This is a genomic window from Vibrio sp. M250220 (assembly GCF_036533795.1).
Lineage (GTDB): Bacteria > Pseudomonadota > Gammaproteobacteria > Enterobacterales > Vibrionaceae > Vibrio.
Map to the genome: position 1 here is coordinate 54301 of NZ_JATABI010000010.1, position 20970 is coordinate 75270.

Sequence of the window (20970 nt, forward strand, 5' to 3'; positions counted from 1 at the left end):
TCAATTGTATTACAGTATTGATGGGTTTAGTTTTAGTGAGGAAATAGATGCAGGTTGACAGGCACTTTAGTTTAAAGTTTGTATTTTTAGCACCTATGGTTTGGTCCTTAGTCGTGCTTGCATTGACGCTAAAAAACCAGTATGACGCCGTTAATCGCGATATCGATGATGAATACACTCGTGTCGTTGAGGCAACTTCTCGCGCCGCTAAAGTCGTTGCCGCGATAGACTATAGCTTTTCCAACCATGATAAGAACGCAAACTTTATGCTGCTTGAACATAATCGTCGAATTGTCGAGGGCTTATGTCAGATGTGGCCGATTGACGCTCTACTGAGATCCGAAGGGCGGGATTATGACATTCCCGCTGTCGACATTAACTATATGTTGGTTGGCGGAGAAAGCCTTTGTACTCCGGGTAGTGACATCTATCAGCGAGTTTCCAACCAAGTGTCACTTGCTCCAATTTTGTCATTCTTACACGATATCGATGGGTATCTGCTAGGCATTCACTATATCGACAGAGCAGGCTATGTAATGTCTTCGCCTGATGATTATGCAAAGAGTCTGACGGTGGAATTACTCGACACCATCCAAGCTCGCCCATACTGGCAGGTGACCGCCAGTAACCGAGATAAAATTACTTTGTCTGGGCCAACCCCAATCATTGCAAGCAATGACACCATTTTGAGTATGACGATGCCAGTCTACCTAAATGATATCCATCAGGGGATGCTGTCAGTAGATATCTCTTACCAACGCCTGCTCGCAACTCAAGGCAAATTAGCGGGCGAACTGCATATCCTAAACACCAGTGACCTCTCTCCACCTGACAATGCGTTTAGGCTGAAAATGATTAACGTAGAAGGGGTAGCAAGCAACTATGCTCTCTATTATCTCTTTGATCTACAAAAAGAGATTCGCCACTTTTTCTACTTTCAACGATACAGCCTTCTAGTGACGGCCTTTATCTATGTGTTCTCTGTTGTGGTGTTATTTTTGATTAATACAAGGGTTGAGCATGGTTATTTCAGAGAGCTTGCCGCGACAGATCCTATGACAGGCCTGCTAAATCGACGTGGCTTAGAAGCGTTTTTAACCAATAACGCCTTGCACGGTCACTATATCGCGCTCGGGGTTTTCGACATTGATGATTTTAAGAAAATTAATGATAACCACGGCCATGATGTTGGCGATACCGTTATTAAATATATGGCAGAACAGATTAGCCTAGGCATTCGTAGTAGTGATGCCGCGGCTCGAATTGGCGGCGAAGAGTTTGTGATTTATATGACTGGAAACGCGATAGAGCCGCTGAAGAAAAGTATGCTCAGGGTAAGGAACGATATTTGTCAGCATTCAGAGGCGGCTGTAGAAAACGGTTTCACTGTGTCTGGTGGTGTTGAAGTGGTTGAAGCAGAAGGAGTAAGCAGCTTCGAAGTGTTATTCAAAGCTGCTGATGAAAAGCTTTATCAAGCGAAAAACGCAGGTAAAGACCAGTTGGTGTTCTAAGCTGCGACGAGTGTATCTCGGTATCGGGTGATATGCTCAATAATGGGTGCAGCTTTGTTGTAGGTGCGAATTTCTCTAAATAGCCTATCTGCTTGTGGATACTGATGACGTAAATACGCGAACCACTGCTTAACTCGGTTAGGATAGTAAAGACCTTTGTCGCCTTTCATTTCATACTGAGAATACACCAAGAGCAGTTCAACAACTTGTGACCAAGGCATCACCGCATGATCATGTTTGACCACATTACCCAAATTCGGCACGTTGAACGCACCACGGCAGACCATTAAAGAGTCAACTCCAGTAGTGTCAATGCAGGCTTGACCATCTTGATAATTCCATATCTCACCATTGGCAATCAGCGGAATATCGAAACGTTGGCGAATTTTGTTGATGTACTCCCACTTGATTTCGCTCGCTTTGTAGCCACCCGTTTTGGTTCTGGCATGGACGGTCAATTCATTTGCCCCGGCACTTTGAATCGCGTCGACGATTTCGAAGCAGTCTTCAGGGTTGTCCCAGCCCAAACGAATCTTAGCTGTGACAGGAATATCTGAGCTAACCGCTTCTCGGCATGCTTTAACCACATTGTGAATCAACTCAGGATGTTGCAGCAATGCCGCGCCCCCTTTGCTTTTGTTGACGAGTTTAGCCGGACAGCCAAAGTTGAGGTCAATGCCTTTGGCACCAAGTTGTGCTGCACGAACGGCATTTTCAGCCATCCAGTGTGGATCTTGACCAAGCAGTTGTACATGTACAGGAACCCCAGATTTTGTCTGAGAGCCTTGTAGTAACTCTGGACACAGGCGGTGAAAGACGTGATCAGGCAAGAGTTGATCGACAACACGGACGAATTCAGTGACACACAAGTCATAGTCATTGATATCCGTTAAGATCTCTCGCATTAAGTGATCTAACACGCCCTCCATAGGCCCCAGAACTACACGCATAAATTACACCTCAGATTTAGGAGGCGTGATTTTAGAGGTATTAGCCGATAAAGTCATCCCTCAACTAAGATTGTGCAAAGCCAATGAGAAAAAAGAAAAGGCTAGCCACCAAACGTTGAGACTAGCCGTGACGGGAACAGTAGCAAAAATTTCAGCAAGGTATGGTCATCGAATCAGGGAGGGAAGTCTCGAAGTGACCGCAGACCTTGCATAGGGTTATAATGTCGCTAAACAACGATTAACACTAGAACAAGAAAATGAAGTATCAAATTCTGACACTCGAAGACTCAATTACTGCCGAATCACCACTCTTTATTGAAGGCTTAACGCTCGCGGCCAATATGGCAACCAAACCTTTAGCCCCAGAAAGTTGGCTAGGGTCGGTTTTTACTGAGCGTGTAGAGGTGAGACCGAGTATCGAAGCGCATATTCATCAGCAATACGCTTATTTGCAGCGAGGTGAATACTCGCTATTGAACTTACTCGAACCTGAACGCCAAGCCGAACAACTGGCTGACTTCGCAGAAGGCTTTATGACCTTGTGGCCGACTGTCGAAGAGCAGTGGATGGAGACCAGTGTAGGAGATGGAACACTGCGTATGCTTCAGGCGATGTTAACGACTTTTATGTTAGCGGTTGATGAAGAGCAAACTCGTAGTCAAATGCAAGCGTCGGGCATTGAAACCCCACCGTTACTGAGTGACTTTATTGACCAAATAGACCTGATGATTGCTGAAGTAGCGCAAGCCGCTGATGCAGCAATGACAGGTGCCAAAGCACAAAGCGTTAACCCATACAAAAACATTGGTCGTAACGATGAATGTCCGTGTGGGAGCGGTAAAAAATTCAAGCAGTGCTGCGGAAAATAAACAAAATTGATCGAACAAAGTTAACCTTGTTCGGTCATATTAGAACGAATTAGAAGTTATAAGTGGTACGTACGCGACCAATTAAGGTAACAATCGAATGAAAAAATTTGCTGTATTACTAATGATGAGCTTTTCCGTTATGGCTGCGCCTAAAGATGAGCTTAGCCAGCGACTACAAATGAACGATGGATTCAGTGCTGATTTTTCTCAACAGCTGATCAGCCCTGAAGGCGACGTTGTGATGGAAGGTCAGGGTAATGTAGAGATCGCACGTCCGAGTCTATTTCGTTGGACGACAACCGCTCCGGACGAAAATGTCTTGGTGTCTGATGGTAAGAGCCTGTGGTATTACAGCCCATTCATTGAACAAGTGAGTATCTATTGGCAAGAGCAAGCAACAGAGCAAACCCCCTTTGTTCTTCTGACTCGCAATCGCGCGAGCGACTGGGATAACTACAAGGTTGAACAACAAGGGAATACCTTCACCTTAACGCCAACCGCAGCGGACAGCAATCAAGGTCAATTTAAGCTAAAAATCGACCCTCAAGGTAAGGTGGAAGGGTTTAGTGTGGTTGAACAAGATGGCCAGCAAAGTACGTTTACGTTCAACAATGTCCACCTTGGCAAACCAAGTGCTGATCGTTTTACGTTCGCTATTCCACAGGGTGTAGAGGTCGATGACCAAAGGAACTAAGTGTGAGTAACTACACGTTAGATTTTTCGGGGGATGAAGACTTTCGCCCCCTTGCTGCCAGAATGCGCCCTAAAACACTCGAGCAGTATATTGGTCAGCAACATATTCTTGGCCAAGGCAAGCCGCTAAGACGTTCTCTAGAAGCTGGGCATATCCACTCGATGATTCTTTGGGGGCCGCCGGGTACAGGAAAAACCACTCTCGCTGAAGTGGCTGCCAATTATGCTAACGCAGAGGTTGAGCGTGTCTCGGCCGTCACTTCGGGTGTAAAAGAGATCCGTGCTGCCATTGAGAAAGCTCGTGAGTATAAACTGGCAGGTCGACGCACCATCTTGTTTGTTGATGAGGTACATCGCTTCAACAAATCCCAGCAAGATGCGTTTCTCCCTCATATCGAGGATGGTACGGTGACCTTTATTGGCGCAACAACCGAAAACCCCTCTTTTGAACTCAATAACGCCTTGCTATCACGTGCCCGCGTTTACAAACTGACGTCGTTGGCCAAAGAAGATATCCGTCTGGCGCTTGAACAAGCCATTAATGACGAAGAGCGTGGTTTAGGTGGGGTAGAGGCTGAATTTGTCGACAACGTTCTTGATCGTTTATCTGAACTTGTCAACGGTGATGCCCGCATGTCCCTAAACTACCTTGAGCTGCTGTATGATATGGCTCAAGAAGACGCGCAAGGTAAAAAACAGATCACTTTGGCTTTGTTGGCGGAAGTGGCCGGGGAGAAGGTCTCTCGTTTCGACAACAAAGGAGACATCTGGTACGACTTAATTTCAGCGGTACATAAATCAATTCGAGGTTCCAACCCCGATGCCGCACTCTATTGGTCTGCTCGGATGATTGCAGCTGGCTGTGACCCTTTGTACATTGCTCGCAGGCTGCTGGCTATTGCGTCAGAAGATATTGGTAATGCCGATCCACGTGCTATGCAGGTAGCCCTATCAGCATGGGACTGTTTTACACGAGTGGGGCCAGCCGAAGGCGAACGCGCGATTGCTCAGGCCATTGTCTATTTAGCATGCGCGCCAAAGAGCAATGCCGTCTATACCGCTTGGAAGCAAGCTCTGGCCGATGCGCATAACTTACCTGAGTATGAAGTGCCGCCTCATCTTCGTAATGCTCCCACCAGCCTGATGAAAGATCTTGGTTATGGCGCCGAGTACCGTTATGCCCACGATGAGCCAGGAGCGTATGCGGCTGGTGAGCAATATTTGCCACCAGAAATGTCGGAAAAAACTTACTACCAGCCAACCAATCGCGGCTTAGAAACTAAAATTGGCGAAAAGTTAGATTACTTGGCTAGTTTAGACGCAAAAAGCCCACAAAAACGCTATGAATAAGCGTCCATTTTAGATACATTTATTCGGTTAATATTTTTAGCGCTTGAGCATGAAGCTTGAGCGCGATTTCACTACTAAAAAAAGCATAGGATTAACAATGCTGGATTCTAAATTACTTCGTACAGAGCTGGATGAAACAGCTGCAAAACTAGCACGTCGTGGCTTTAAGCTAGACGTAGAGACAATCCGTACACTCGAAGAACAACGCAAGTCCATTCAAGTAGAAGTTGAAAATTTACAATCCACGCGTAATTCCATCTCCAAGCAGATTGGCCAGAAAATGGCAGCAGGCGATAAAGACGGTGCAGAAGAAATCAAGAAGCAAATCGGTACACTTGGTAGCGATTTAGACGCGAAAAAAGTCGAACTTGACGCGGTAATGGCGAAACTTGATGAAATTACTCTATCGGTTCCTAACCTGCCTGCAGATGAAGTGCCAGACGGTAAAGATGAAAATGACAACGTAGAGATTTCTCGTTGGGGTGAACCAAAAACTTACGACTTCGAATTGAAAGATCACGTTGACCTAGGTGAAATGGGCGACGGTCTTGATTTTGCGAGTGCCACTAAGATTACGGGTGCACGCTTTATCGTGATGAAGGGGCAGTTTGCTCGTCTTCACCGCGCAATTGCTCAGTTCATGCTTGATCTTCACACTGAAGAGCACGGCTACACAGAAATGTATGTGCCTTACCTAGTAAACTCTGACAGCCTATTTGGTACTGGCCAGCTACCTAAGTTTGGTAAAGACCTCTTCCACACAGAGCCGCTAGAAGAGAAAGTGAACGATGAAGAGCCTCGTAAACTGTCGCTTATTCCAACTGCGGAAGTTCCTGTTACTAACATGGTTCGTGACACGATTACTGACGAAGCAGATCTGCCACTTAAAATGACAGCTCATACGCCATGTTTCCGTTCAGAAGCGGGTTCTTATGGTCGTGACACTCGTGGTCTTATTCGTATGCACCAATTTGACAAAGTTGAATTGGTACAAATCACTAAGCCGGAAGACTCAATGGATGCACTTGAAGAACTCACCGCTCATGCAGAGAAAGTTCTTCAACTGCTAGAACTTCCTTACCGTAAAGTGGTTCTGTGTACTGGTGATATGGGCTTCGGTGCTCGTAAGACTTACGACCTTGAAGTTTGGGTTCCAGCACAAGAGACTTACCGTGAAATCTCATCTTGTTCAAACATGTGGGACTTCCAGGCTCGTCGTATGCAAGCGCGTTTCCGTCGTAAAGGCGAGAAGAAGCCTGAGCTTGTTCATACACTAAATGGCTCTGGCCTTGCTGTAGGTCGTACAATGGTTGCGATTCTGGAGAACAACCAAGAAGCTGATGGTCGTATCGCAATCCCAACTGTACTTCAGAAGTACATGGGCGGCGCAACGCACATCGGTTAATCGCGAGCGATATATAAAGCAAAAGGCGACTGATACAGTCGCCTTTTTTGTACCTGCGGGAAATAAAAAAGCCGACATAAGGTCGGCTTTTCTACAAGAGATGCTGGGGAGAGGTTAAATACTCATCTCACCACGAAGGACTTGCTGCATCTTAACCTTAACTTGTTCGTAGCTTAGACCTTGGCTTAAAAGGTAATGCAGTTTCGCGAGCGCCGCTTCTGGCGTCATATCATAGCCACTGATCACGCCAGCTTCTGCTAAGGCACAACCCGTTGCGTAACCGCCCATATTGACTTTACCAGCGAGACATTGAGTCAGGTTGACGACGAGAACGCCACGCTGTGAAGCCTCTTTGAGGTGATTGAGTAGCTCGGGATTTTGCGGAGCATTACCGACACCGAACGTCAGCAAAATCATTGCATTGACAGGCTGAAGCAACGTGTTGCGAATGACTTCGTGAGAAATTCCTGGGTACATAGTAATCACGCCGATAGGCTGTGGTGTAATGTCGTGAACTTTAAACTCGCCTTCTGGTTTCTTACCGACTTCAATCTCACTGCTGATTTGAATATTGATACCCGCTTCTAGCAGTGGAGGTAGGTTTGGTGAAGTGAAGGCGTTAAAGCCATCAGCGTGAGATTTCGTACTGCGGTTGCCACGCATGAGTTTGTTGTTAAAGAACAGCGTCACTTCGTTAATCGGGTAATTCGCAGCAATATGCAGGGCATTTAGCAGATTGGCTTGACCGTCAGAGCGCAGTTCAGCCAATGGAATTTGAGAGCCGGTGACAATGACAGGTTTACCCAAGTTTTCCAGCATGAACGATAGTGCAGATGCAGTATATGCCATGGTGTCGGTGCCATGCAGGATCACGAAACCATCGTACTTGTCGTAGTTATCACGGATATCATCCGCGATTTGTTGCCAATCTGCAGGTGTCATATCTGACGAGTCAATCAGAGGATCATACTCGTGGATAGTAAACTCAGGCATTTCTGGTCGATGAAACTCTGGCATGCTAGCGAGTTGTTTCTCCATGAAGCCAGCGATAGGAACATAGCCGTGATCATGGGATTTTTGCATACCAATGGTACCGCCGGTGTATGCGATATAAATATGTTTTCTTGCCATTGCTTTGAAACCAGTTAATTGTAGGGGGAACAGAGCGGGGAATTATATCTTAATCTAGGCCAATAAAAAGGGGGATTCCGCACAGGAATCCCCCCTAAATCATCTGGTCGGTTTAGTCACCATGCTGTGAAGCGAAGCTATTGAACCTGACAGTTTAGGCAGAAAGCGTATTGCCCTTTTGGATCATTGAAGCTTTGCAGCATATTCGTATCTTGCAGCACTTGTTTAGCGACTGGTTGGAGTGCTTGTGGCAGCATCGTCGTCGCGTCAACCCCTAAGTGGACACTGACCTGATTCATGAAATCTTGAATAAATTGCTGAGCTGGAGACAGTGGCTCTTCAACCCAATAGAGATTGTATTGCTCAACTTTAGCCAGTTCCGCTGCCAATGCGACTGCGTCATCAAAGTCACCAATTTTATCGATCAAGCCGAATTCCAATGCGTCTTGACCTGTCCAAACGCGGCCTTGAGCTACCTCATCCACTTTGTCTATAGGCATTTGACGTGATTGACTCACCAGACCGATAAAACGGTTATAGCCATGTTCGATCCCCATTTGGAATGCTTGGGATGCGCCATCTGAAAGACCGGTAGTGATACCGACATCAGAGAAAGGCGAAGTACCGATACCATCGGTATAGATACCCAGTTTGTTAAGACCTTTTTCAAACGTCGTTAGCACACTGAAGATGCCTATTGAACCCGTTAAGGTTGTCGGTTGTGCAATGATGCGATCTGCACTCATTGAAATCCAATAACCCCCTGAAGCGGCAAGGCTCGACATCGATACAACGACAGGTTTGCCTGCTTCTTTTAGAGCTTCGACTTCGTTGCGAATGACTTCTGACGCAAATGCGCTGCCTCCAGGGCTGTCAACACGCAGTACAACGGCTTTCACTTTGTCATCATTGCGTGCTTGGCGCAGTAGGGCAGCAACTGTATCGCCCCCAACAGTGCCGCGTGGTTGTGAACCATCCATAATGGCACCACTTGCCACCACAATCGCGATATCATTAGAAGCTAGGTTGAATTTAGGTGTTATTGTCGACTGGTACTCATAGAAGTCGACATAGTTATAGCTGTCTTCTCCGTTGCTACCAAAAACATCGACAAGCTCTTTTCTTACTTGCTGGCGTGTCGCCAGTTGATCGACTAGGCCGACATTTAGCGATAACGAAGCGAGATCACCATTGTTTGCTTTAAGCAGAGCGAGAAACTCGTTCATATCAGGATTGAGTGTTTTGGCATCAAGCTGACGATTGGCCGCGACATCATCAATATATGCCCCCCAAAGTTGCCCTAACCAGCGAGAGGCGGACTCTTTTGCCTCTTTCGACATATCGTCACGTACAAAGGGTTCTATGGCAGACTTATAGGTGCCAACACGGAATACATGGGTATTAACGTCGAGCTTTTCTAAAAGAGATTTGTAGTAAAGTGAATAGGCGCTATAACCTTTCAACATCACGGCACCATCAGGTGCTAGGTAGATCTTATCTGCATAGCTAGCGAGATAGTATTGACTCTGATTGTACATGTCGCCTACCGCGTAGATTGGCTTTCCAGAGGCCTTAAACTCATTCAATGCCTTAGCGATGTAGCGTAGTTTAGTCAGATTGGTTTCTGGCATATCGCGCAGCGCGAGAACGATACCACTGATTTGTGAGTCATCTTTTGCACGTCGAATGGTTTCAACAATATCAAATAGGACGTTTTCTTTCGGTAAGCTCTGGCCAAACAAAGAACCTGTCAACGAATCCATTGGATTGACATAAGTTGCCTGCTCAACAATTGGACCAGAAATATTGACGATCAGCGCGGACTCTTTAGAAACCGTCGGCACAGGCGATTCGGCATTGGTATAGATGAAATAAATAATACCGATACTGGCCAGAAAAATCAGGTTGACGAGGGCAAGACGAATAAAAGTGATCAGTTTCCAGATCCCTTTGAAAAACATGCCAACAAACTTAAAAATACTCTTCATTTTTTCTCCGCTGCGAATCTCGCAGGTTAGGGCTTATCCAATGTAAGACCTTAGAATTCAAGATATAGTTATATCCTACTTAAACTAGTATACCCAAACAACCGTAAGATTGATCGGTGTTACAAAAATGTAAACGGGTGTTTGATTTTTATTTAATGACTTCGTATTCTGGTCAGACCACAATAAAAATAGAGTAAAGTGATGTCTTCCATGTATCCAAACCTACTAAAACCACTAGACCTCGGATTTACCCAATTGAGAAACCGAGTGTTGATGGGCTCAATGCACACGGGGCTCGAAGAACAAAAAGAAGGTCTCGGCAAGCTTGCTGCGTTCTACGAAGAGAGAGCGAAGGGTGGAGTAGGCCTAATCGTTACCGGAGGCTTTTCGCCAAACTTACGTGGTCGACTGCATCCATTTAGTGCTGAGTTTAGTAAAGCCAAACATGCTAAAGCGCATAAGGTCGTGACTGAAGCGGTTCATAAGCATGGTGGCAAAATCGCATTACAGCTATTGCATGCCGGGCGTTATGCAATGCATCCCTTTGCTCAAAGTGCTTCCTCAATTAAAGCGCCAATCGCACGTTTTGCACCGAGTGAAATGAGCACGCGTCAAATCAACAATACCATAGAAGCGTTTGCCAAGAGTGCTACTTTAGCGGTTGAAGCGGGCTATGATGGTGTTGAAGTGATGGGTTCAGAAGGCTATCTCCTAAACCAGTTTATCTGTAAACGAACCAACACTCGCTACGATGAATGGGGCGGTAGCTATCAGAATCGTATCCGTTTCCCATTGGAAGTCGTCAAAGCGATTCGTAAAGCCGCAGGGCAAGAATTTATTATCATCTTCCGTCTTTCTATGCTCGACTTAGTGGAGGAGGGCAGTACCTTTGATGAAGTGGTTGAGTTAGCGCAGGAGCTTGAAAAAGCGGGTGTAACCATTATCAATACTGGTATTGGTTGGCATGAAGCAAGAATTCCTACTATCGCGACTCAGGTACCACGTGGGGCATTTACTTGGGTCACTGAGAAAGTTCGTCCACATGTCAATGTGCCGATTGTTACCTGTAACCGTATTAATACCCCTGAAGAAGCGGAATCGATTCTCGCCAATGGTCATGCCGATATGGTCTCGATGGCAAGACCGTTCCTAGCGGACCCTCATTTTGTCATTAAGGCAGAACAGAATCAGTCGCAATTTATTAATACTTGTATTGGTTGCAACCAAGCGTGTCTCGACAACGTGTTCAAAGGTAAACGCGCAGGGTGCTTAGTCAACCCTCTTGCTTGCCGCGAAACAGAGCTGGTGGTCAAACCGGCTGAGGTGAAAAAGAACATCGCCGTGGTTGGCGCAGGGCCCGCGGGTCTAGCCTGTGCTACGACACTAGCGGAAAGAGGCCACAGTGTTGATCTGTTTGAGCGTAATGACCGAATTGGTGGACAGTTCCGTCTGGCGATGCAGATCCCGGGTAAAGAAGAATTTAGAGAAACGATTCGTTATTTCGCTAACAGGATAGATCAAACTGGAGTAAAGCTTCATCTTGATACAGAAGCTAACTATGATCTGCTCGCTGAGTATGATGAAGTCGTGATGGCGTCGGGTGTTGAACCACGCAAAGTCAATATTGAAGGCATTGATACGCCAGAAAAAGTGATCGACTATCAAACATTGATCAAAGAGAAGAGCTCTGTTGGCAATAAGGTAGCGATTGTTGGTGCCGGAGGCATTGGTGTCGATGTTGCGACTATGCTGACTGAACCCAATGGGCACAATCTTGACGATTGGCTGCATGAATGGGGTATCGACAAGGAAATTTCTCATCCAGGGGGCCTTTACCCGTATCCTGAATCGTTGAGTGATAAAACCGTATGGGTATTACAGCGTCGTAAGGGTCGTGTAGGTAAAGGTCCGGGTAAAACGACCGGTTGGATTCACAAGCGTACTTTAGAAAAGCGTGGTGTAAATCTACTCGGTGGAGTGAACTATGAGAAAATCGATGAACAAGGCCTTCACATTAGCGTTGATGACAAAAAACAGTTACTTGATGCAGATACTGTGATCATCTGTGCAGGGCAAGAATCGGTACGTCCTTTTGAAACTCAATGGGAACAGTTTGGTGACAAGCTGCATGTTATCGGCGGCGCAGACTATGCGGGTGAGCTTGACGCGGTAAGAGCGATTAAGCAGGGTGTAGAGCTGGCGGTTAAATTATAAGTCAGAGAGTGAATAGATAAGGCCTCCAGTTGGAGGCCTTATTTGTTATCGCTTGAATTACAAAATGACGGTTTTGTTGCCGTAGACAAATACGTGATCGTTTAACACTTTATTGAGTGCTTTACTTAGGACATTTTTCTCTACATCGCGGCCTGCTTGCGCCATGTCTTGAGCACTGAAATTGTGGTCTACAGGTATCACGTCTTGTTTGATGATAGGGCCTTCATCCAGATCATTCGTCACAAAGTGCGCCGTAGCACCAATGATCTTAACGCCACGTTCATACGCTTGCTGGTATGGCTTCGCACCGATAAAGGCAGGAAGGAAACTGTGGTGGATATTGATGATCTTATGGTGGTACTTCTCAACAAATGATGGCGTTAACACGCGCATGTATTTCGCCAACACTAAGTAATCTGCTTGGTATTGGTCGATCACTGTGAGTAGCTTTTGCTCGTGCTCTTCACGATTTAGCCCTTCATGCGATACGTGATGGTAAGGAATGCCAAACTTCTCAGTTAAACTTTGTAACGTGTCATAGTTACCAACGACAGCAGCAATCTCAACATCTAGGCTGCCATCGTAGTTTTTCATGAGAATATCACCAAGACAGTGCGCTTCTTTGGTGACAAGGATAACGACACGCTTACGATTTGAGCCGATGAGCTTGCGCTTAGCGCCTTGCGGCAACGCTTGGTCGAGGTCAGCGAGAAATGTCTGGTCATTGAAGTAACCTTCCAGCTCGGTACGCATAAAAAAGTGGCCGCTGGTGTTGTCGACAAACTCGTTGTTGTGAATGATATTGAGTTGGTGTTTGTAACAGATATTGGTGATCTTCGAAATAAGACCAGGGGCATCTGTACAATGTGTCAGTAGTGTTTTCTTTTCCATTTAGTTAAAACTTCCGTGAATTATTTTTTTTGAATAATGAATTTTTTACGGGATTGCGAACGGTGAACTCACCCGCATTATTGAAGCTACAATTAAACTAATATCGAAATGGTTTCAACAATTAATCTGAGTTAACCGTTTGCTCAATTTAGATGTTGGTATTTTTTCTCTTATCGCGTTTTTAGGTGGTAGTTATGGATAGAGAGTTATTAGCCCGAAAATTGTACTCAGAAAGAGTGAGCGCCCTCACAGGTGGAAAGGAAGTAGACGAAGAATTACTCGACGAAATGTGGGAAAACCGTGCCTCCCCAGCGGAAGCTGCAAAAGCATTGTCCGATTGCCAGCAAGAAGGTTTCACTGGCCCTGCTTGGTTAACTCGCTACCTCAATAAACGTTAATCTATAAATTGCCTAGGGCGCGAAATCCTGTTCGCGCCTTGGCCTTAAAACTGCCATAATTACCTCCCCTTAAGATTAACGCTCTGCATTTAATGATTTCAAAAACCTTCTCTTCTGAAGGCGCATTAGGAAAAGCCATTCCCGGTTTTCAACCGCGCCAAGCACAACTCGACATGGCTGAAGTCGTTGCCAATGCAATCAAGTCGCAAGGTCAGGTTGTGGTCGAAGCGGGCACGGGTACCGGTAAAACTTTTGCTTACTTGGTTCCTGCACTTCTTAGCGGTAAAAAAACCATCATCAGTACAGGGTCCAAAAACCTCCAAGAGCAGTTGTTCCACCGTGATCTGCCTTTGATGACTAATGCGCTCGGATTTTATGGTCAAGTAGCCTTACTTAAGGGACGCGCGAACTATCTTTGTTTAGATCGCCTTAGCCGACAGATGGTGGAAAGCCACAATCAGACCGCAGATCCGACGCTACTCAGTCAGTTAGTTAAAGTGCGTAGCTGGTCATCCGAAACGAAAACCGGAGATTTGGGGGATTGTGATGCTATAGCAGAAGACAGCCCTGTGATACCGACCATCACTTCTACTAACGACAACTGCCTTGGTAAAGAGTGCCCGAGCTATCAGGAATGCTTTGTGCTTAAAGCACGTAAAAAGGCAATGGATGCAGACATAGTGGTCGTCAACCATCACCTGTTTTTAGCTGATCTTGCGATTAAAGAAACGGGCTTTGGGGAATTGATTCCGGAAGCTGACGTTTTTATTTTCGATGAGGCTCATCAGCTACCGGACATTGCCAGCCAATACTTTGGCCAATCTCTATCCAGCCGACAAGTTCATGAGTTATGCAAAGACATTGAAATCGCCTATCGAACTGAAGCGCGCGATATGCGCCAGCTACAGAAAGCGGGTGAGAAGCTCTATCAGACAGTGATGGATTTGCGCATAGTCCTTGGTGAGCCAGGGTTTCGTGGTAATTGGCGCGAAGCCATTAATTCCCCTTCGATTGGCCGAGAGTTGCGCCGACTTGAAGAGACATTGGATTTTGTTATCGAAGTACTCAAGCTTGCTTTGGGGCGCAGTCAGTTATTGGATAGTGCGTTTGAACGCGCCAATACCATCAAAGCAAGATTGGTGAGGGTTTGTGATGTCTCTATTACGGGTTACTCTTATTGGTATGAGACGAGTCCACGACATTTCAGTCTGCATATCACCCCATTAACCGTAGCCGACAAGTTCCAGGAACAGATTGAGCTCAAGCAGGGGGCATGGATATTTACTTCAGCGACCTTGGCGGTGAACAACGATTTTGGACACTTTACCGCTCGGCTAGGATTGAAACCCCAAGTTCAAATGTCTTTACCAAGTCCGTTTGACTATCAAAGTCAGGCGAGGTTGTGTGTTCCCCGTTATCTGCCAGAACCGAATAGTCCGGGAATGGCCGACAAGTTAGTCACGATGCTAAGCCCTGTTATCGAGCAAAACCAAGGGCGCTGTTTCTTTCTCTGTACATCGCATAGCATGATGAAAGAGCTGTGTGAGCGTTTTCGCCAGCACCTGACGATACCTGTATTGATGCAAGGTGAAACCAGCAAACAAAAAACACTCGCGGAATTTATGGAGCTGGGGAATGCGCTGCTGGTAGCGACGGGGGCATTTTGGGAGGGGATTGATGTTAGAGGTGATGCGCTTAGCTGTGTTATTATCGACAAATTGCCTTTTACCGCACCAGATGACCCACTATTGAAGGCTCGCATTGAAGATTGCCAGCTAAAAGGGGGAGACCCCTTTGCTCAGGTTCAAATACCGGATGCAGTAATCACCCTCAAACAGGGTGTTGGGCGCCTAATTCGCGACAAGAAGGATAGGGGAGCTCTGATTATTTGTGATAATCGCTTAGTAACCCGAGACTACGGTGGGGTCTTCCTTGCCAGTTTACCTCCGATACCCCGCACACGTGACCTAGCGGTGGTACAGGACTTTCTTAAACATAAGTCATGTCAAAATTAAACAAACAATCAGAGATATCAATGAGTGTAAAGATCCTTGCTCTAGATACGGCGGCTGAGAACTGCTCAGTTGCTCTTTTAGTAGACGATAAAGTGTACGTGCGCAGTGAAGTTGCACCACGTGATCACACCAAGAAAATACTGCCTATGGTAGATGAAGTACTGAAAGAAGCGGGGTTAACCTTAGCGGAACTGGATGCACTTGCCTATGGACGTGGCCCGGGTAGCTTTACTGGTGTGCGAATTGGCATTGGTATTGCACAAGGTTTAGCGTTCGGCGCGGATTTACCTATGATCGGTGTGTCGACACTAGAAGCTATGGCTCAGGGAGTCTACCGTAAACACGCTCAAAGCCATGTCGCGACTGCGATTGATGCGCGTATGAATGAGGTTTATTGGGGACGTTTCACTCGTCAAGAAGATGGCACTTGGCTAACGGTCGATAGTGAGTGTGTCACGCCACCTCAGTGGGTCGCCGATAATAGTCAAGCCGATGAACAAGTATGGTTTACGGCAGGGACAGGTTGGGATGCTTACCCAGAACAACTCAATGGTCTACAGTTCAACACGCAGAAGAGTGATGTATTGTTCCCTGATGCAGAAGATATTGTTCAACTAGCAAAATTTGAACTGGCTAAAGGTAACGCAGTGGATGTCGAAGAGGCGAGCCCAGTCTACCTTCGCGATACGGTTGCTTGGAAGAAACTACCGGGCAGAGAATAACGACGTTCATCAGATAAACGGCATAAGCGGTTAGTATGGTATCAATTAACGGTTTACCTCCTTCGGTCCCTGGCCCCAATAGGGCAAATAAGGCCAATAAGAAGAATGAGGTCAAAAAATCAAGTGATAAAACACCCGTTAGCCAACCGAGTAAGGTGGCGAATGCGGTGGCACATTCTATCCGCCATGTCAGCGAATCTGAACTCCATAAAGCACAAGTTCAGTACGACCTTCCGCAAGGACGAGGACGTAAGGCAATGGAGGAGTATATGAACGTTATGACGCAAGCAAAGCGTGATGAACTATCGCGATTGCTTGGTGTCGATATTTACATCTAACGTTATGGGCTTGTCTAACGCTATGTCTCTTCGTCTATTACAACCACTGTTCATCTTGGTCGGTGCAGCATTGCTGTCGGCCTGTAGTGCGTTGCCAGAAACCTTGAAATCCGATAATCCACAGCTAATCACCGATTACACGGTTTGGCAGTCTACGCATAATAGCGGCGATGAAGTGCGTCTCGGTGGTTTGGTCGCCAGCGTGACCAACCTTAAAGACACCACTCGTGTAGAAGTCGTCAACCTGCCAATTAGTGCATCGGGCAAACCGGATATTACTCAAGAGCCTCAAGGCCGTTTTGTTGCTTACATTGAGGGATTTGCTGATCCAGTGACCCTATCAACAGGGCGACTGATCTCACTACTTGGTGACACTCAACCTAGAGAACAAGCAAAGGTAGGTGAGTATAGCTATGACTTTCCCGTAATGAAGGTCAAAGGTTATCACCTATGGAGGATTGAAGAACGTGTCATCATTCATGACTTCGACAGTTACCTATTTCCATGTCATGGGCTGTATTGTCGCGAATCTCGTTATGGGCCTAAGCAAGGCAAAGTCATTCAAGAAGTCAAATAATGCGCGTTGAACGTAGATGGAATATTGCCGATGGCCATATTGCAGCCATCGAATACGGCTGCAAAGAAACGGCTGAATTATCCGTCGTTTTTTTACATGGTTGGTTGGACAATGCGGCCAGCTTCGAAAGCGTGATGAGAGAGTTACACGCAATCAGTCCTCAGTTCCACCTTTGCGCAATCGATTTACCTGGCCATGGCCTTTCTAGCCATAAAAATGTCGGCAATTTCTACCCATTTCACGACTATATAGAGGACGTTTACCAGTTTTTGGCTAACTTATCGCCAAACAGACTGGTACTAGTGGGTCATTCGCTTGGTGCTTTGATTGCAAGTTGCTATAGTGCCGCCTTTGCTGAGCAAATCGATGGATTAGTTCAGATAGAAGGGTACGGACCTTTGGCTGAATCATCAAAAAATGCCGTTTCTCGGCTACGAGAAGGTATATTGAGTCGGCAAAGAATCCGTAGAAAACCGATGCGTGCCATGCAGTCAGTCCAAGAAGCGATAGAGCGTCGAGCAAAAGTGAACGAACTTGACGCAGAGTTGATTGCTCCCGTCGTGAAGCGCGGCCTAATCGAGATAGAAAATGGTTGGCAGTGGCGACATGACGTTAAGCTACAGAGCCAATCATTGTATCGAATGTCGCTGGAACAAGCGGCAGTATATCGCCAGCAGCTCACCCTACCTCAACAGGTTATTCTTGGTGAGCAAGGTTTCTCTTATTTGCAGTCTTTTCAGAATGATACTCCCGATTCCACTCATGTAGAGATGATCGAAGGTGGTCACCACTGTCATCTGCAATCCCCTTTTAGAGTAGCTAGCCTAATTTTTGGTTTAGTTAACAAAATTTAAACAAGTGTTTGAGTCTTTCGTGCTCAAGCAGCCCGCCTGTGCTGTAATAGACGACATTGCAAATAGAGCGTTTCACATAGTAGACAGCCAGCTAATTTTGAGGAGTTTTACCGTGGATAAACCTTGGTTATCACGTTATCCAAGTGATGTGCCAGAGCACATCAACCCAGATCAATATCCATCCTTGGTGGAGATGTTTGAACAGTCAGTACAAAAGTACGCTGACCAGCCTGCATTTATGAACATGGGCTCGGTAATGACTTTTCGCAAGCTGGAAGAGCGTAGCCGTGCATTTGCGGCTTACTTGCAGAATGAGCTGAAGTTGAAAAAAGGCGACCGTGTCGCTTTGATGATGCCTAACCTCCTGCAATATCCGGTGGCGCTGTTTGGCGTTTTACGCGCAGGTATGATCGCTGTCAATGTCAACCCTCTTTACACACCTCGTGAACTTGAGCACCAACTGAACGACTCTGGTGCGAAAGCGATTGTGATTGTTTCTAACTTTGCCAACACCCTTGAGCAAATCGTTGACAACACATCAGTGAAACACGTTGTTCTGACCAGTCTCGGTCAAATGCTACCGCGTGCAAAAGGCACATTGGTCGACTTCGTGGTTAAGTATGTCAAAGGCATGGTTCCTAAATATGACCTACCGGGCGCAATTTCCATGCGCCAGGCGTTACACAAAGGTCGTCGCCTTCAATACGTCAAGCCATTTATGTCGGGTGACGATATTGCCTTCTTGCAGTACACCGGTGGTACAACAGGAGTCGCTAAAGGAGCGATTCTTACTCACCGTAACATGATTGCCAACGTACTACAGGCGAAAGGCGCGTATGGTCCGGTTTTGTCAGAAGGCCGTGAGTTAGTCGTAACCGCATTACCGCTCTACCACGTATTTGCCTTGACGGTGAACTGTCTGCTGTTTATCGAAATGGGTGGTCAGAACCTATTGATTACCAACCCACGCGATATTCCTGGTTTCGTTAAAGAGCTACAAAAATATCCATTTACTGCGATTACCGGTGTTAATACCCTGTTCAATGCATTGGTTAACAACGAAGACTTCCATGAACTCAACTTCAGTAATCTTAAGTTGGCAGTTGGTGGTGGCATGGCGGTTCAACGCGCAGTCGCAGACCAATGGAAGAAAACCACAGGTATTCATCTACTTGAAGGCTATGGTCTGACAGAATGTTCACCACTAGTAACGGGTAACCCATATGACCTGACTGATTACACAGGGGCGATTGGTTTACCAGTACCATCAACTGAAGTTCGTATCGTTGATGATGAAGGTAATCCTCTAGCGAATACTGAAGTTGGTGAACTTCAGGTTCGTGGTCCACAGGTCATGCAAGGCTACTGGCAACGCCCTGAAGCCACCAAAGAGGTGATCAATGCCGAAGGGTGGTTATCGACCGGTGACATCGTTAAGTTTGATGATGAAGGGCTAATCCACATTGTCGACCGTAAGAAAGATATGATTTTGGTATCTGGCTTTAACGTGTATCCAAACGAAATTGAAGATGTCGTGGCTTTGCACGGTAAGGTACTTGAGGTTGCTGCGATTGGTCAGCCACATGAAGTGTCTGGCGAACTGGTTAAAATCTATGTTGTTAAACGTGATCCTAGTTTGACTAAAGATGAGATCATCGCTCACTGTCGTCAGCACCTAACGGGTTACAAGATTCCTAAGCTCGTTGAGTTTAAGGACGATCTGCCGAAAACCAACGTAGGTAAGATTCTACGCCGTGTACTTCGTGAAGAAAACGATGCCAAGCTAGCAGAATCGCAACAAGGCTAAGTGAGTTAACTCAACAAGCCGCAATGATTGGTGATAGAATGCCGACTATACATAGTCGGCATTTTTTATGTCGATGGAAATCGCTCATAGTGAGAAGTTAGTGAAATATCAGATTATTACTCAGTCATCACAGCTAGAAACAGTGTGTAACAGCGCTAGGGAAGCGGACGTTGTGATGTTGGATACCGAATTTGTGCGCACTCGCACCTATTATCCACAGCTAGGTTTGATTCAACTTTTTGATGGAGAAAACCTGTCGCTCATTGACCCCACGGTCATCGATGACATGACGGCGTTTGTCCAGTTACTGCAAGATACGTCAGTGCTGAAAGTCCTGCATGCTTGTGGTGAAGATTTGGAAGTATTTCACAATAGCTTTGACTGTTTACCTTACCCTATGGTCGATACGCAGCTAATGGCAGCCTTCCTCGGCCATGGCTTATCGACAGGTTTTGCTGCACTGGTAGCGGATTACCTAAACGTTGAGTTGGACAAAAGTGAGTCACGTACAGACTGGTTGGCGCGACCATTGACCGAGAAACAGCTAGAGTATGCCGCGGCCGATGTATATTACTTGCTTCCCCTTTATGAACAGCTATTTGAGAAAATTACTCAGGCGGGCTGGTGGCAGGCCGCTCAGCAAGAAAGTGATTTGCTTGCCTCGAAACGAATTAAAACAATTCAACCCGAGCGCGCCTACCTTGATGTTAAAGGGGCATGGCAATTAAAGCCTAGCGAATTAGCCGTTTTGAAACCTCTAGCAACATGGCGACTAAAAGAGGCGTTGAAGCGGGACTTAGCGCTGAACTTTATCTTCAAAGAAAATGACCTTCTGAACGTCGCTCGTTTGGGTATTGAGAGCCGCAAACGAATGGAGCAGGAGGGGATGGACTTGCGTTCTGTTCAGCGTCACAGTGCACGTATCATTTCCATCGTCAAATCAGCGCTGATGACTCCGCAAGAGGAGTATCCGCAAAAAATTGAGCGTCTAATGGATATGCCTGGCTATAAGCAGAAGTTTAAAGTGCTTAAAGATGAGGTTAAACGCGCCTCTCAGGCGAGTGGATTAGCCACGGAATTCTTAGCATCGAAAAAGCAATTAAATCAGCTTATTAGTTGGGTGTGGAAAAAAGACCGTGACCCTGCTTCGCTTCCTGATGTGATGCAAGGTTGGCGTTTGGAACTGTTTGGCGAAAAACTGAATAAGCTTCTTTAAACACGCTTTAATGGGGCTCGATGGAACAGAAAACAACATTA

Annotated in this window: 18 protein-coding genes; 14 read left to right on the plus strand and 4 right to left on the minus strand. The window is 46.2% G+C overall.

Going from position 1 to position 20970, the window contains the following annotated elements; translation table 11 throughout:
* The first annotated feature begins 47 nt into the window (after window positions 1–47).
* A complete protein-coding gene (locus QTN94_RS05945) occupies window positions 48–1511 on the plus strand; it encodes a GGDEF domain-containing protein (protein ID WP_331427174.1) in 1464 nt (487 codons plus the stop codon).
* Here QTN94_RS05945 and dusC read toward each other — a convergent pair.
* Window positions 1508–2461 carry a tRNA dihydrouridine(16) synthase DusC gene (dusC, locus tag QTN94_RS05950; protein WP_331427175.1) on the minus strand — a complete coding sequence of 318 codons (954 nt, stop codon included), beginning with the start codon at window positions 2459–2461 and terminating at the stop codon, window positions 1508–1510. The genes QTN94_RS05945 and dusC overlap by 4 nt on opposite strands.
* 257 nt (window positions 2462–2718) lie before the next feature.
* On the opposite strand from dusC, the gene QTN94_RS05955 reads away from it, so the two are divergent.
* The 4 genes from QTN94_RS05955 to serS all read left to right on the plus strand — a co-directional run bounded on the left by QTN94_RS05955 (window position 2719) and on the right by serS (window position 6778).
* A complete protein-coding gene (locus QTN94_RS05955; RefSeq protein WP_331427176.1) occupies window positions 2719–3330 on the plus strand; it encodes a YecA family protein in 612 nt (203 codons plus the stop codon).
* Window positions 3331–3427: 97 nt separating this feature from the next.
* Window positions 3428–4024, plus strand: coding sequence for an outer membrane lipoprotein chaperone LolA (gene lolA / locus QTN94_RS05960; protein ID WP_138970747.1), 597 nt, complete (start codon window positions 3428–3430; stop codon window positions 4022–4024).
* Between the two features lie 2 nt (window positions 4025–4026).
* Window positions 4027–5373, plus strand: a complete 1347-nt coding sequence (locus QTN94_RS05965; RefSeq protein ID WP_331427177.1) for a replication-associated recombination protein A — start codon at window positions 4027–4029, stop codon at window positions 5371–5373.
* Between the two features lie 97 nt (window positions 5374–5470).
* Window positions 5471–6778 (plus strand): serine--tRNA ligase, encoded by a 1308-nt coding sequence (gene serS / locus QTN94_RS05970; RefSeq protein ID WP_331417528.1) that lies wholly within the window; start codon window positions 5471–5473, stop codon window positions 6776–6778.
* A gap of 114 nt (window positions 6779–6892) precedes the next feature.
* On the opposite strand, the gene ansA is transcribed toward serS, so the two are convergent.
* A complete protein-coding gene (gene ansA, locus QTN94_RS05975) occupies window positions 6893–7909 on the minus strand; it encodes an asparaginase (protein WP_138970744.1) in 1017 nt (338 codons plus the stop codon).
* Window positions 7910–8046: 137 nt separating this feature from the next.
* Entirely contained in the window at window positions 8047–9897 is a 1851-nt protein-coding gene (gene sppA / locus QTN94_RS05980; RefSeq protein ID WP_331427178.1) for a signal peptide peptidase SppA, read from the minus strand.
* Window positions 9898–10098: 201 nt separating this feature from the next.
* On the opposite strand from sppA, the gene QTN94_RS05985 reads away from it, so the two are divergent.
* A complete protein-coding gene (locus QTN94_RS05985; RefSeq protein WP_331427179.1) occupies window positions 10099–12111 on the plus strand; it encodes an NADPH-dependent 2,4-dienoyl-CoA reductase in 2013 nt (670 codons plus the stop codon).
* Window positions 12112–12168: 57 nt separating this feature from the next.
* Here QTN94_RS05985 and purU read toward each other — a convergent pair whose 3' ends face one another.
* The gene (purU, locus tag QTN94_RS05990) at window positions 12169–13002 is read right to left on the minus strand and encodes a formyltetrahydrofolate deformylase (RefSeq protein WP_269376043.1); all 834 of its coding nucleotides are present in this window, start codon (window positions 13000–13002) and stop codon (window positions 12169–12171) included.
* A gap of 194 nt (window positions 13003–13196) precedes the next feature.
* Between purU and QTN94_RS05995 the strand changes: the two genes are divergently transcribed.
* From QTN94_RS05995 to rnd, 8 genes are all read left to right on the plus strand, one after another.
* Window positions 13197–13400, plus strand: coding sequence for a hypothetical protein (locus QTN94_RS05995; RefSeq protein WP_138970741.1), 204 nt, complete (start codon window positions 13197–13199; stop codon window positions 13398–13400).
* Between the two features lie 92 nt (window positions 13401–13492).
* Entirely contained in the window at window positions 13493–15415 is a 1923-nt protein-coding gene (locus QTN94_RS06000) for an ATP-dependent DNA helicase (RefSeq protein WP_331427180.1), read from the plus strand.
* A 20-nt stretch (window positions 15416–15435) separates the two neighbouring features.
* Complete coding sequence (tsaB, locus tag QTN94_RS06005; RefSeq protein ID WP_331427181.1) at window positions 15436–16137, plus strand: tRNA (adenosine(37)-N6)-threonylcarbamoyltransferase complex dimerization subunit type 1 TsaB; 702 nt, start codon at window positions 15436–15438, stop codon at window positions 16135–16137.
* Window positions 16138–16172: 35 nt separating this feature from the next.
* Entirely contained in the window at window positions 16173–16475 is a 303-nt protein-coding gene (locus QTN94_RS06010) for a chromosome partitioning protein ParA (protein WP_138970738.1), read from the plus strand.
* A 22-nt stretch (window positions 16476–16497) separates the two neighbouring features.
* Window positions 16498–17052, plus strand: coding sequence for a Slp family lipoprotein (locus tag QTN94_RS06015; protein WP_331427186.1), 555 nt, complete (start codon window positions 16498–16500; stop codon window positions 17050–17052).
* Window positions 17052–17906, plus strand: a complete 855-nt coding sequence (locus QTN94_RS06020) for an alpha/beta fold hydrolase (protein WP_331427182.1) — start codon at window positions 17052–17054, stop codon at window positions 17904–17906. Before QTN94_RS06015 ends, QTN94_RS06020 begins: the two co-directional genes overlap by 1 nt.
* 112 nt (window positions 17907–18018) lie before the next feature.
* Window positions 18019–19713 carry a long-chain-fatty-acid--CoA ligase FadD gene (gene fadD / locus QTN94_RS06025; RefSeq protein ID WP_138970736.1) on the plus strand — a complete coding sequence of 565 codons (1695 nt, stop codon included), beginning with the start codon at window positions 18019–18021 and terminating at the stop codon, window positions 19711–19713.
* A gap of 100 nt (window positions 19714–19813) precedes the next feature.
* Window positions 19814–20929, plus strand: coding sequence for a ribonuclease D (rnd, locus tag QTN94_RS06030; protein WP_331427187.1), 1116 nt, complete (start codon window positions 19814–19816; stop codon window positions 20927–20929).
* Window positions 20930–20970 lie beyond the last annotated feature (41 nt).